This is a genomic window from Azospirillum sp. B510 (assembly GCF_000010725.1).
Lineage (GTDB): Bacteria > Pseudomonadota > Alphaproteobacteria > Azospirillales > Azospirillaceae > Azospirillum > Azospirillum lipoferum_B.
The window spans coordinates 222,185-235,350 of the sequence record NC_013854.1 but is presented as its reverse complement, the minus strand read 5'-3'; the positions used below and the strand labels follow the sequence as shown (position 1 = coordinate 235,350).

General features: G+C 68.2%; 9 protein-coding genes. 7 read left to right on the top strand and 2 right to left on the bottom strand.

Annotation, left to right across the window (positions count from 1 at the left end):
* Window positions 1-27: 27 nt before the first annotated feature.
* The 4 genes from AZL_RS01140 (at window position 28) to AZL_RS33235 (ending at window position 5,701) form a co-directional block, all read left to right on the top strand.
* Entirely contained in the window at window positions 28-1,413 is a 1,386-nt protein-coding gene (locus tag AZL_RS01140; protein WP_247894243.1) for a protease, read from the top strand.
* The gene (locus AZL_RS01135) at window positions 1,410-2,597 is read left to right on the top strand and encodes an MFS transporter (protein ID WP_012972838.1); all 1,188 of its coding nucleotides are present in this window, start codon (window positions 1,410-1,412) and stop codon (window positions 2,595-2,597) included. Before AZL_RS01140 ends, AZL_RS01135 begins: the two co-directional genes overlap by 4 nt.
* Window positions 2,598-2,658: 61 nt before the next feature.
* Entirely contained in the window at window positions 2,659-3,894 is a 1,236-nt protein-coding gene (locus tag AZL_RS01130; RefSeq protein ID WP_012972837.1) for an argininosuccinate synthase, read from the top strand.
* Window positions 3,895-4,291: 397 nt separating this feature from the next.
* Window positions 4,292-5,701: a methyl-accepting chemotaxis protein gene (locus AZL_RS33235; protein WP_012972836.1), complete on the top strand. Its 1,410-nt coding sequence runs from the start codon at window positions 4,292-4,294 to the stop codon at window positions 5,699-5,701.
* An 81-nt stretch (window positions 5,702-5,782) separates the two neighbouring features.
* Here the strand turns inward: AZL_RS33235 and AZL_RS01120 are convergent, their stop codons facing one another.
* Entirely contained in the window at window positions 5,783-7,822 is a 2,040-nt protein-coding gene (locus AZL_RS01120; RefSeq protein ID WP_012972835.1) for an elongation factor G, read from the bottom strand.
* Window positions 7,823-8,462: 640 nt separating this feature from the next.
* Between AZL_RS01120 and AZL_RS01115 the strand changes: the two genes are divergently transcribed.
* The 3 genes from AZL_RS01115 (at window position 8,463) to AZL_RS01105 (ending at window position 11,359) form a co-directional block, all read left to right on the top strand.
* Window positions 8,463-8,945, top strand: a complete 483-nt coding sequence (locus AZL_RS01115) for a cache domain-containing protein (RefSeq protein WP_012972834.1) — start codon at window positions 8,463-8,465, stop codon at window positions 8,943-8,945.
* A gap of 147 nt (window positions 8,946-9,092) precedes the next feature.
* Window positions 9,093-10,718: a methyl-accepting chemotaxis protein gene (locus tag AZL_RS37475; protein WP_305729352.1), complete on the top strand. Its 1,626-nt coding sequence runs from the start codon at window positions 9,093-9,095 to the stop codon at window positions 10,716-10,718.
* A 173-nt stretch (window positions 10,719-10,891) separates the two neighbouring features.
* Window positions 10,892-11,359, top strand: coding sequence for a Dps family protein (locus AZL_RS01105; RefSeq protein WP_042442283.1), 468 nt, complete (start codon window positions 10,892-10,894; stop codon window positions 11,357-11,359).
* 109 nt (window positions 11,360-11,468) lie between these two features.
* Here the strand turns inward: AZL_RS01105 and AZL_RS01100 are convergent, their stop codons facing one another.
* Window positions 11,469-13,118 (bottom strand): sensor histidine kinase, encoded by a 1,650-nt coding sequence (locus tag AZL_RS01100; RefSeq protein WP_042442281.1) that lies wholly within the window; start codon window positions 13,116-13,118, stop codon window positions 11,469-11,471.
* Between the last annotated feature and the right edge of the window lie 48 nt (window positions 13,119-13,166).

Sequence of the window (13,166 nt, the reverse complement as noted above, 5' to 3'; positions counted from 1 at the left end):
GACAGGGTTCGGTTGCCGGATCACCAGTTGAGACATGAAACGTTCCCCGTTCGTCCCGATCCGGGCAAGCCGATGCTGAAACTTGCGTTCCTGCTGATCGGCCCCCGCGCCTTCCGCTCGCACTGGCATGTGATCGCCCTGCTCGGCCTCATGTTGATGGGGGTGGGTCTGTCGCTGGCGGTGGGCCTGTTGGACGGGCTGGCCGGCCTCACTTATGCCATCCTGGGGGTCGCCTTCATCACGGGCGGTCTGATCGGCCTGCCGATGGCGTTGTCCGGCGCGGCGGACGCCAGCCGCCGATTCGCTCTGATCCGCGCCGTGCTGGCGATCCTCACCGGGGCGCTGTTGCTGGTTTCCCCGCTGCTGCATGATTGGACGCTGGCGCTTCCCCTCGCCAGCCTGCTGGCGCTCGACGGCTTCAACCGCGCCGGCGCCGCGGTGCTCGTCCGCGTGCGGATGTGGCGGCTGCTGGTGGCGTTCGGGCTGGCGGAACTGGCGCTGGCGGCGATGTTGCTGATGGAATGGCCGCTGCCGTCCGACCGCAACATGCCGCTGTGCATCGGGCTGTTCGTTGGCCTGTCGGGTTGGATTCTGCTGCGCCTGGGGATGCTGCTGCGCGATCTGGAGGACGAGGCGGCGATCCTCAACCTGCCGATCTTCTCCGGACGGGGCTGGTACGACAACGCGCCCGTCCTGATCGGCGAGGACCCCGACCCGGTCATCCACCATGACCGGCCGCTGGTGGTGCGGGTGTGGACGCCGGTCGCGACGGCGACGGCGCCGCTGGACCGGCGGCTGGTGATCGACCGCTACATCGCCGCCATCGACCGCAACGGCGTGGTCTCCACCGGGCATTCGGCCCTGGAACTGGCGCCCGACCTCTATATCAGCCACTATCCGGCGACCGAGTTCGACCGGACGGGCGTCAATTTCGTGACCGCGCTGCGCACCGGCGCGGAGAACGATGTGCCCGGCCGCTTCCTGCCTTCCTACGAGGAGGAGGTGGCCGACTGGTGCCCGGCCGATGCCAGCGTCGAATTCCGCACCTACAACCTGCGCCGCCTGCGCGCCTTCTGGGCGGGTTACCGGCAGGACAATACCTACAACCTCGCCAACCGCAACTGCTCGGTGGTGGTCGCGGCCGCGCTGGACGCCACGCTGGAAGGGGTGCTGGCCAGCCGCTCTCCCTGGCTGCGCCTGTTGCGGCTGCTGATGGACCCCGACATCTGGGTCGCGTCGCTGATCCGCAGCCGGGCCGACGCGATGAGCTGGACACCGGGATTCGTGCTGGATTACGCATCGGCGCTCTCCCGCATCGTCGACCGCTCCCGCCTGCCGTGGCGTCTGCGACTCCGCAGCTTCCTCGGCCGGCTGCGCACCCCCTCCGACCGGCTGGACACGCAACCATCATGACCCACGACACCCACGCCCCGGCCGGCATCGAGCCGAACGGCGGCCTTCTGTCCCGCGCGGCGGTGATCGCCACCGCGATGATGTTCGGGCTGACCTACAGCCTCAGCGCGGCGCTGATCGCGCTGGATCTGTCGCGGCAGAATCTGAGCGACCTGACCATCGGGGCCAACGCGGCGATGCATGCGCTGGGGGTTCTGGGGATGGCGGTGCTGTTGCCGCGGATCGTCGCCCGGCTGGGCGCCCGCCGGCTGGTGATTCTCGCCCTGCTCGGCTCGGCGGTCCTGCTCGCCCTGTTTCCCGCGACGCCGGTCTGGCTGTGGTTTCCCCTGCGCATCCTGCTGGGCGCCGCGTCGGAAACCCTGTTCGTCATGTCGGAGACCTGGACCAACAGCCTGAGCGGCGAGGCGACCCGCGCCCGCGCCATGGCGGTCTACACCGCGGCGCTGTCGTCCGGCTTCGCGCTGGGGCCGCTGATGCTGTCGCTGCTGGGATCGGGCGGGGCGCTGCCCTATCTGGCCGGCGCCGGGGTGGCCGCCGCCGGGGCGCTGCTGGTCGCCTCCCCCCGCGTCCAGGCGCCGGAGTTCGAGGAGCCGTCGCACGAGGGGCCGCTGCATTTCATCCGGCTGGCCCCGGTCGCCATCGGCGCCATCATGCTGAACGCCGCCATCGAGACCGCCGGCCTGTCCTTCCTGGCGATCTACGCCACCAAGCTCGGCTGGTCGGAGACCGGGGCGACCAGCCTGATGTCCTGCATGATGATCGGCGCCATCCTTCTGCAGCTTCCGATCGGCTGGCTCGGCGACAAGATGGATCGGCTGACGCTGGTGATCGGGCTGGCGGCCTGCGCCGCGCTGGGGGCGCTCGCCTGGCCCTTCGCGCTGATGAGCGAGGTCGCGACCTATGTTCTTCTGTTCATCTGGGGCGGCGCCTTCGTCGGCGTCTACACCATCATGCTGGCCGTCGTCGGCAGCCGATTCCAGGGGGCGGAGCTGGTCGGCATCTATGCCGCCATGGGGCTGATGTGGGGGGTCGGCGCGCTGGCCGGGCCGGTGCTGGCCGGGGCGGCGATGGACCTGACCCGGCACGGGCTGGCCTTCTTCACCGCCGCCGCCTGCCTGCTGTTCGCGGTGTCGGCGCTGCGGGAAAGGGCGGCGGCGGCGAGCGGAACGGGCACGGGGGCTTGAAGGCGGGCGGGAAAGGCCGTACGGTCGCGGCCTTACCTTTCTCTACTGCAAGAGCAGTCCCATGAGCGGCGCGTCCGGCAAACAGATCAAGAAAGTGGTGCTCGCCTATTCGGGCGGCCTCGACACCTCGGTCATCCTGAAGTGGCTGCAGGAGACCTATTCCTGCGAGGTGGTGACCTTCACCGCCGACCTCGGCCAGGGCGAGGAGCTGGAGCCCGCCCGCAAGAAGGCCGAGCTTCTGGGCATCAAGCCGGAAAACATCTTCATCGACGACCTGCGCGAGGAATTCGTGCGGGACTTCGTCTTCCCGATGTTCCGCGCCAACACGCTCTATGAGGGCACCTACCTGCTCGGCACCTCGATCGCCCGGCCGCTGATCGCCAAGCGCCAGATCGAGATCGCCAACATGGTCGGCGCCGACGCCGTCGCCCATGGCGCCACCGGCAAGGGCAACGACCAGGTCCGCTTCGAGCTGGGCTATTACGCCCTGCGCCCGGACATCTCGGTGATCGCGCCGTGGCGCGAATGGACCCTGAACAGCCGCACCACGCTGCTGGACTACGCCGAGAAGAACCAGATTCCGATCGCGAAGGACAAGCGCGGCGAGGCCCCCTACTCCACCGACGCCAACCTCCTGCACATCTCCTACGAGGGCAAGGCGCTGGAGGATCCGTGGGTCGAGCCGGACGAGGACATGTACACCCGCTCCGTCGCCCCGGAAAAGGCGCCGGACACCCCGACCTACATCGAGATCGAGTTCAAGAATGGTGACGCCGTCGCCATCGACGGCAAGGCGCTGTCGCCGGCGGCCCTGCTGACCGAGCTGAACCGGCTGGGCGGCGAGAACGGCATCGGCCGTCTCGATCTGGTCGAGAACCGCTATGTCGGCATGAAGTCGCGCGGCGTCTACGAGACCCCGGGCGGCAGCATCCTGCTGGTGGCGCACCGCGCCATGGAGAGCATCACGCTCGACCGTGGCGCCGGCCACCTGAAGGACGAGCTGATGCCGCGCTATGCCGAGCTGATCTATTGCGGCTATTGGTGGAGCCCGGAGCGTCTGGCCATCCAGGCGCTGATCGACCAGACCCAGTCGCTGGTCAACGGCACCGTCCGTCTGAAGCTGTTCAAGGGCAACGTCACGGTCGTCGGCCGCAAGTCGCCCAACTCGCTCTACCGCATGGACTACGTCACCTTCGAGCAGGACAGCGTCTACAACCAGAAGGACGCGGAAGGCTTCATCAAGCTGAACGCGCTTCGCCTGCGCCTGGGCGCGATGGCCAAGCAGAAGCTGGGCTGATCCATCGTTTCAAGCGGTGGCGTCCAAAGCCATGGCGCCCGGAGCTTGGGATGGGCACGGTTCCGAACCCGCCGGCGATTTTCCGCCGGCGGGTTTTTGTTTGGCCTGCCCAACGATCCCGTTAATCAGGCATATGCGCAATCAAGAAAATTGACAATCTTGAACGCCGACTATAGTGGATCAATAAAATTATTATAAAATTATTTATGTCGCTGATTTGTGAATGAACTTCTCGCGATTCCCTTTCTCACAACTCCATTTCAATTGTGAAATACAAATCACACCTCGCCCTGATTGAGCCTTTACATCTTATTTAACTTTTTATCCTTTTAAGTGCGGCCATGAAGATTTTGGCGCGCACAGTCGCACGCAGAGAGCATCATCGGGGATAGCGTCAATGGTCGAAGCATCGAGCGGCCGGCGGGTTGCCGGCGTCGTGGTTTGTGGTCTGGCCGTGCCGGCCGCCTTGCTGGCGGCAAGCGGTCCGTCCGTGCTGTCCGGCTGGGCCTTCTGGCTGGCCTTGGTCGTCGGGTTGGCGATCCTCGCCGGCGGCCTGCTGCTGGGCCGGGAAGAGCGGAACGACACGGCGAAGAACGCCCCCTCCCCGGACGACGTGCTGAGCCTGATGGCGTTCGACAAATCGGCCGACCCGATCCTGATCGCCACCATGGACGGCTTCCGCGCCTGCAACGACGCGGCGGTGCGCTTCCTGCGGGCACGGTCGCGGTCCGACATCGTCGGCATCCAGCCCTCCGCCCTGTCGCCGACGACGCAGCCGGACGGGCGGTCGTCGCGGGAGGTGGCGGTGCAATACATCACCAAGGCGGCACGGGACGGTTTCGTCCGCTTCGACTGGTATCATCGCCGGCTGGACGGCAGCCTCGTTCCGGTCGAGGTGACGCTGGTCGCCTGCCAGCAGGGCGGCAAGGACTATGTCATCACCTATTGGAAGGATCTGACCGTCCTGCAGGACGAACGCCAGCGCAGCCACAAGCTGGCGGAGGAGGTGTCGGAACTCGCCGGCCGGTCGGCGGTGATGGCCGATGGCATGCAGACCATCGCCCATTCCCTGTCCAGCCTGGCCCAGCAGGGCGAGGAGAAGATGGAGCAGGCCACCGTCTCCGCCAATCAGGTATCCGCCGACACCCAGGCCGTCGCCGCCGCGACCGGACAGCTCGCCAGCTCGATCAACGAGATCGCCCAACAGATCGACAAGGCGGCCGGCATCTCCAACAAGGCGGCGGACGAGACCGAGCGGGCCGACTCGATGGTCCAGGGTTTGGCGGAAACCGCCAGCAAGATCGGGGCGGTGATCAAGCTGATCCAGGACATCGCCAGCCAGACCAACCTTCTCGCCCTGAACGCCACCATCGAGGCGGCCCGCGCCGGCGAGGCTGGCAAGGGCTTCGCCGTCGTCGCCGGCGAGGTCAAGAATCTGGCCAACCAGACCGCGAAGGCGACCGAGGACATCACCGGCCAGATCTCCATGGTCCAGGACCAGACCAAGCAGACGGTCGAGGCGATCAAGAACATCGGGCTGGTGATCTCGCAGGTTCGCGAGATCTCGTCCGCCATCGTCGCCAGCACCGAGCAGCAGGAGGCGACCACGCACGACATCGCCCAACGGGTGCGGTCGGTCGCCGACAGCACCCGGCTGGTCGCCGCCCACATCGACGCCGTCGCCCACACCGCCTCGAAGAGCGGCGAGATGTCCACCCAGGTCCTGAGTTCCGCCAACGACCTGAACGGAACCTTCGAGCTTCTGAAGACCAAGGTGAAGGAGTTCGCCGCCTCCGACGCGCGGTAAGGGGCAAGCGGTCGTCGGAACGGACGTTCCTCCATCCGCCAGCCGGATCATGGCCTGCCGGGTGACGGAACGTCCGACCCCTTATTGCGCCGCCAGCATGTCGCGGCGGATTTCGACGGCCCGGTCGGCCGCCTTGCCGACCACCTCCTGAAGCCGCTCGAACTCGGCGCTGTAGCTGCCGACGCCGAAGGTGAGGGAACGCAGCTCCACGATCAGATCCTGCATGTCGGCCTGGGGCATGCAGGCCTTCACCTCGTCCCAGCCGGGCCATCCCGGCCGCGCGTCGAAGCCCAGAAGCTGGCCGCGCCGGCCGCTGACCAGACGCTGCACCTTCGGGGTGAAGGCGCTGGGCACCGCGATGGTGACGGTCAGGATCGGCTCCAGCAGCACCGGCTCGCAGGATGGCAGGGCATCGGCCATCGCCTGCCGCGCCACCGTCTTGAACGCCATGTCGGAGCTGTCGACGGCATGGAACTGGCCGCCGGTCAGCGCCACCGCGAAATCCACCACCGGAAAGCCGAGCGGCCCGCGCACCGACGCCTCGCGCACGCCGGCCTCCACCGACGGGATATACTGGCGCGGCACGGCGCCGCCAACCACCGCATCCTCGAATTGGATGCCCGATCCGCGCGGCAGCGGCCGGATCTCGACATGGATGTCGGCGAACTGGCCATGCCCCCCGGTCTGGCGTTTGAAACGGGCGTGATGGCTGGTGCCCTTGCGGATCGTCTCCCTGTAGGGAACCTGGGGCGGCAGCCCCTTCACCGCGACGTTGAAGCGGCTGCGCAGCCGGTCCATCGCCAGCTTCAGATGGACATCGCCCTGGCCCCACAGCACCAACTCCCCGGTCTCGGCCGACTGGTCGAGCGTCAGGGACGGATCCTCCTCCCGCAGCTTCTGGAGGGCGGCGGACAGTTTCACCTCGTCATTGCGGTTCTCGGCGCGCAGCGCCAGCCCATGGACCGGCGGGGCGGCGGCGGGCCAGTCGGCGGGCGGGCCGAGATTGGCCGTCCCGGTCAGCCGGTCGCCGGTCGCCGCCGTCTCCAGCCGGCCGAGCGCCACGAGATCGCCGGCCACCGCCTGCGGAACCTTGGTCTGGTCGCGGCCGAACAGCTGGAAGATGCCGGACACCCGCTCCCCTCCCAGCGTCATGCCGTCGGTGACGGTGCCGCGCCAGATGCGGGCGAGGCTGAGCTTGCCGGCATGGGAGCCCATCATCGTCTTGACCACCTGCGCCGCCACCGCCGCATCGGCCGGAATGTCGATGCGGGCGGCGGTGGCCGCGACCTCCGGCCCCTCGTGCCGCAGGGCCTTCAGCAGGCGGCGGATGCCGTTGTCATTCTCCGCCGATCCGAAGAAGACCGGGACGATCAGATCGTCCGCCAGTTCATGGGCCAGCGTCTCGTACAGGTCGGCGCTGTCGGGGGCCATGTCCTCCAGCAATTTCTCCAGCAGGCCGTCGTCGAAGTCCGCGGCCGATTCCAGCATCGCCTGCCGGGCTTCGGCCTCCCAGTCGCGGACGCTGTCGGGCAGCGCCACCAGATCCGACGGCTTGTGCGGATTGAAGCGCCAGGCGCGCTCGCTGACCAGATCGACCAGCCCGGTGATCTGGCCGTTCTCGCGCAGCGGAACCTCGCGCAGGACCAGCTTGCGGGCCGAGACCTCCTGATAGGCGGCGACGACGTCGCGCACGCGCAGGTCCCCCAGCGTGTCTATCTTGTTGATGAACAGCAGATGCGGGATGCGGTGGTCGTCCAGCACCTTGAACAGCGGGGCCAGCAGCACCGCCTTCTCGGGGGCCGCCTCCGCCACCACGATGGCGATGTCGGCGGCCATCAGCGCCGCCTGAGCCTCCCCCGTCAACTCCACCGAGCCCGGGCAGTCGAGGATCGACCAGCGCTCCCCCAGATAGTCGAAGGAGGCGACGTTCAGCTCGGTGCTCATCGACCTGGCCTTCGCCTCCGGCGAATTGTCGCCCACGGCATTGCCGTCGCGCACGCTGCCCTTGCGGGTGACGGCCCCGGCGGCGAACAGCAGGCTTTCCAGCAATGTCGTCTTGCCGGCGAGATAGGGGCCGACCAGCGCCGCGCAGCGGGCCGTCCGGATTTGGGTATGCGGCATTCACACCTCCCGTCGAAGCTTCGGGCCGTCGTGGCCGGGGCCATCTCGACCAAGGCCATCTTGACCGGGGCTGCCGGGGCCGGAGATCAGGCGCCGGCCGCCGGGGCGGCCCGTTCGCATGTGAACAGTCAGACCTGAACGTTCAAGGAAATCGGCACGTTGAAACAAAACACGTCCGGATCGGGCGGCGGCGGACAGCAGCGTGCGGAGCGCATCGGGTCCCGGACCGGAGAAGTGCCCGCACCTGACCTTCGATGCTCCACCCGAACGACGCGGCTGTCGATGGAAAAAAGGGGCGGCAAACCGTCACGCGCGGGCCGGCGGAAGGGCCGGCGCGTCGATGAGCCGCATCGGCGCGGGCAACGTCGCCACTCTCCGACCCGCCTCCCCGCCAGCACGCCCAAAGCGTTCAAATCGAAATGAAGAACACCCGCAAGCGTAGAAAGTTTCCATACTCCGGTAATATTGCGATGCTGCAATGCGTCATGATCGTGACGAAATGCAACGGACAAATCAGTGAAACTTTCTGTTAGTATGCTGCCGCGATAATGGCCTCACGCGAAGGCGATGACGGCCGAACAACACTCTCAGGGACAGCCGGCGTCACCCGGCGGCCCCGCACTTCTTGAGGAAAGATCACATGCGTCTGTGGTTTCGTTTTCTGACGGTCGCCCTGATCGCTGTCGGGACTGTCGTTTCCGCCCCGCTGTCCTCGCCCGCCACCGCGCAGGAAGCCAAGCCGACCCAGGAGGAGGCCAAATCCATCACCCTGAAGGCCGCCGACCTGATCGCCGCCCAGGGGCTGGACGAAGCCGCCAAGGCCTTCAACAGCGAGGGCCCGTTCAAACATGGCGAGATCTACGTCAACGTCGTCGATTTCTCCGGCGTGTGGAAGGTCTACCCGCCGCGTCCGGCCGGCGTCGGCCAGAGCGTCATCAACGTCAAGGACCCGGATGGCCGCTTCATCGTCCAGGACGTGCTGGCCGTCGCCAAGGACAAGGGAGAGGGCTGGGTCGAATACCGCTGGCTGAACCCCGCCACCAACAAGATCGAGCCGAAGGTCACCTATGTGAAGCGCGTTCCTGGCCAGGAGCTGGTCGCCTATGTCGGCATCTACAAGTGATCGCCGGTCCGTGACCCGGTGAGACGCGTCGGTGCTGGTCGAGTGAGTGAGGGGGGTGGGATGAAGGGCGGTGTCTTTGCGCGTCTGTCTGGCCTGTCGGTGGCGGGCCGGATCTTCGCGGCCCCCCTGATGGGGATCTTCTTGACCGTGGCGGCCCTGGTCCTTGCCGACCGCCAGTCGGAGCAGGCGCTGGTCGCCGTGGATTCCATCCACAGCGAGGCGGCGGAGCGTCTCGGCCGGATCGACCGGCTGGTCGCCATCGCCTATGTCATCCACAGCGACGTGTCACGGCATCTGGCCTTGTCCGGCTCCGGCATCGAGGAGGCGAAGCTCCAGGCCATGCGCGACGCCATCGCCGCCAATCTGGGCAGGGCACGCACCACCGTGGCGGAACTGCGCGCCATGCCGCTGGACGGGTCGGAACGGTCGATGCTGGACGAGGTGTCGGCCCGGATCGGCGCCTATGCCAAGGCGGTGGAGGAGATGAACCAGATGGCGGCCATCGACCGCCTGATCGGCATCCCGATGATGGCCCATACCGACGACCAGTTCGCCGCCCTGACCGCCAAGGTCATGGAGACCCAGGCGGCCATCGGCCGCTCCACCGCCGCCGCCACCCAGGCCACCCGCAACGCCGCCGCCTCGGCCCGCCGCGATTTCGCGCTGGTGATGGGCGGGCTGCTGTTGGCGATGATGGCGGCCGGGCTGCTGCTCGCCCGCTCCATCACCCGGCCGTTGCAGCAGCTGTCGAGCAACACCGCCGATCTGGCGGCGGGAAAGCTCGACACCGTGGTGGGGAGCGGCTGGATGCGCAACGAGATCGGCGCCATGGCCCGCGCGCTGGAGGTGTTCCAGACCAACGCGCGCGAGGTGGAACGGCTGACCGCCGACCAGGAACGCCAGAAGGCGCAGGCCGAGGCGGAAAAGCGCCGCGCCATCCAGGAGCTGGCCGACCTGTTCGAGGCCCGCGTGGCCGAGGTGGTGCAGCAGGTGGGGGCCGGCGCCCATCAGGTGCGCGGCAACGCCGCCGGCATGCTGGAGCGTGCCGAAAGCGCCAACCGGCAGGCGGCGACCGTCGCCGCCGCCAGCGCCCAGGCCGGCGCCAGCGTCCAGACCGCCGCCGCCGCGACGGAAGAGATGTCGGCCTCCATCGCCGAGATCGGCGGCCAGGTCCGCCGCTCCTTCGACATGGTGCGCGGTGCCGTGCGGGCGGTGGAGGAGACCAACGCCCATGTCGTCGGCCTGTCCGACGCCGCCCAGCGCATCGGCGAGATCGTCGGCCTGATCAACTCGATCGCCGCCCAGACCAACCTTCTGGCGCTGAACGCCACGATCGAGGCCGCCCGCGCCGGGGAGGCCGGCAAGGGCTTCGCCGTGGTGGCGAGCGAGGTCAAGAATCTCGCCAACCAGACCGCCAAGGCCACCGAGGATATCGGCACCCAGATCGCCGGCATGCAGCAGGTGACCGGCGCCGCCGTCACCGCCATCAAGGGGGTGGGCGAGACGGTGGTCGGCATCGATGAGATCGTCGGCTCCATCGCCGGGGCCATGGAGCAGCAGGCCGCCGCCACCCAGGAGATCACCCGCAACGTCCAGGAGGCCGCCGCCGGCACCGCCGAGGTCTCGCAGACCATCGGCACCGTCTCGACCAGCGCCGCCGAGACCGGCACCGCCGCCGGCGAGGTGTTGCGCGCCGCGGAACTGCTGGACGGTCAGGCGGTGACGCTGAACCGCGAGGTGACCCACTTCATCGGCAGGCTGCGGGCCGGCTGAGGCCGCGGACATCTCCATCCATACGCCGCCTTCCGATCAGCCATCCGCGTGCTTTGGTCGCATCAGCCTTGAAACCCGCCATCCGCGCCCAAGCTGTTGTCCGGGCGGCGTCGCCGGTGACGGCCACGCCATGCCGGGGTATGATGCAGGACCCAGGAAACAAGGATAGAAGCATGAAGATCGACATCGGGATCTCGGACGCCGACCGCAAATCCATCGCCGAGGGGCTGAGCAAGGTTCTGGCCGACACCTTCGCGCTCTACATCAAGACCCATTCGTTCCACTGGAACGTCACCGGTCCGATGTTCAACACGCTCCACACCATGTTCATGACCCAGTATACCGAGCTGTGGACGGCGCTGGACGAGATCGCGGAGCGTATCCGCGCGCTGGGCTATCCGGCGCCGGGCAGCTTCTCGCAGTTCGCCGAGCTGGCCTCGATCAAGGAAGAGGTCGGCGTTCCCAAGGCGAACGACATGATCCGCCAGCTGGTCGAAGGCCATGAGGCCGCCGCCCGCACCATCCGCAGCGTCTTCCCGCTCGCCGAGCAGGGCAGCGACGAGCCGACCGCCGACCTGCTGACCCAGCGTCTGCAGATCCACGACAAGACCGCCTGGATGCTGCGCAGCATGCTGGAATAGTCGGCGGACCGGTACCGGCCGGTCCGCGTCACGGCATCGGGGCCTTCCCGTCCGGCAGGATGGAAAGGCCCTGATCATTTCCGGACTCCCTTCCGGCGGTGGCTTCGCCTCATGCCGCCGTCTTGGCCTGCTGACGGACCGGCAGGTTTGGGATGGTCAGGGTGAAGATGGTGCCGCCGTCACGCTCGATCTTCAGCGTGGCGCCGGCCTGATGCGACAGGGCCTGGACCAGATTGAGGCCGAGCCCGCTGCTGGCGCCGCCGTGGCTGGCGCGCTTGTGCCGGCTCGGCATGCCGGGGGGCAGCCCGATGCCATCGTCGCGCACGACCAGCCGCATGCCGGCCTCCTGCCGGTCCAGCAGCACGCGCACGGTGCCCGGATGCCCGTGCGGGAAGGCATGCAGCAGGGCATTGGACACCAGCTCGCTGGTGGCGATGGCCAGCGGGGTGGCGCGGTCGGCATCGACGATCCAGTCCTGCGCCTCCAGCTCCAGCCGGGCGGCGGTCGGATTGTCGGAGCGGACCAGCCCGTCGCACATCTGGCGCAGAGCGTCGGCGAAATTGATGTGGGCCGGCTCCTCGGAGCGGTGGAGCAGCTCATGCAGCAGGCTCATGGTCTGGATGCGGCGCAGGCTTTCGTCGAAACCGCGGCGGGCCCGCTCGTCGATGCGGGCGGCCTGAAGGCGCAGCAGGCTACAGATGACCTGAAGATTATTCTTCACGCGGTGCTGGACCTCCTTCAGCAGCACCTCCTTGTCGGTCAGCGCCGCCTCCAACTGGGCGTTGGTGCGCTCCAACTGGGCGGTGCGCTGATGGACATGCTCCTCCAGCGTGTCGTAGGCGTGCTGGAGGGCGTCCTCCGCCTCGCGCTCGCGCCGGGCGCGCTGGATGGCGAGGGCGCCGATCACCGCCACCGTGGCGCAGGCCGCGGCGGCGAAGGCGGCATAGACCCACAGCCGTTCGCTCCAGCGTCGCAGCACGCTGTCGGTGGCGATGGCCACCCGGGCCGTCAGGCCGGTGTCGGCGACCCGGCGGGTCACGACGATGTCTCCAGCCTGGTTGGCGTCCCGATTGGCGTCCCGGTCGGCGCCATCCCCCGCCGGCTCGCGCAGCAGAGGGGTGCCGTCCGGCAGCAGGATCGAGATGCTGTGGCCATAACCGACGTCGAGCGAGCGGTAGACGTCGCGGAAGGCCCGCGCGTCCAGCCCGGCGACTGCCCAGCCACGCGGCGTGCCGCCCGCAAGCGGCTGCGCCAGCGTCACCACCGCCCGGCCATCCATCCGGCCGGCGCCGATGGCCCTGCCCTCCGGTCTCAGAACGGGTTTCGCGGCCGGCGCCGCGGCGTCAGCCTCGTCCGGCAGGCTCGACAGGCGCAGGGCCCCGGATGCGTCGCGAATCTCCAGCCCCACCATGGGAGGGGCGCTGGCCACCAGCAGGGCCATGCGCTCGCGCGTCGCCGCATCGGTCGGCAAGGGCGCTCCCGCCGGACCGGCCAGCGCCGCCGCCTGGGTCAGCAGCAGATCGCCGGTCTCGATCAGCCGGGCGGCATGCTCGGCCGCCAGAAGCGCGATGTTGCCGGCGACGCCGGTCGCCTGCCGCACCGCCTCGGCCCGATCGCGCCAGGCGAAGATGGCCGACAAGCCGATGGTCAGCAGAACCGCGGCGGTGCAGGCGATCAGGACCAGCGCCGAACCGGGCAGCCGGTAGAGTGGAGAGGGATGGGAACGCAGCGCGCGCAACGGCATCGTGTCGGAGACCATGTGGGGATGGTGCCACTTCATACTTGACCGGAAACAGTAACACGGTCC

Coding starts and splice junctions, on each gene's coding strand:
- AZL_RS01100 (WP_042442281.1), bottom strand. CDS start 13,118: ATGGTCTCCGACACGATGCCGTTGCGCGCGCTGCGTTCCCATCCCTCT.
- AZL_RS33235 (WP_012972836.1), top strand. CDS start 4,292: ATGGTCGAAGCATCGAGCGGCCGGCGGGTTGCCGGCGTCGTGGTTTGT.
- AZL_RS01135 (WP_012972838.1), top strand. CDS start 1,410: ATGACCCACGACACCCACGCCCCGGCCGGCATCGAGCCGAACGGCGGC.
- AZL_RS01115 (WP_012972834.1), top strand. CDS start 8,463: ATGCGTCTGTGGTTTCGTTTTCTGACGGTCGCCCTGATCGCTGTCGGG.
- AZL_RS01130 (WP_012972837.1), top strand. CDS start 2,659: ATGAGCGGCGCGTCCGGCAAACAGATCAAGAAAGTGGTGCTCGCCTAT.
- AZL_RS01105 (WP_042442283.1), top strand. CDS start 10,892: ATGAAGATCGACATCGGGATCTCGGACGCCGACCGCAAATCCATCGCC.
- AZL_RS01120 (WP_012972835.1), bottom strand. CDS start 7,822: ATGCCGCATACCCAAATCCGGACGGCCCGCTGCGCGGCGCTGGTCGGC.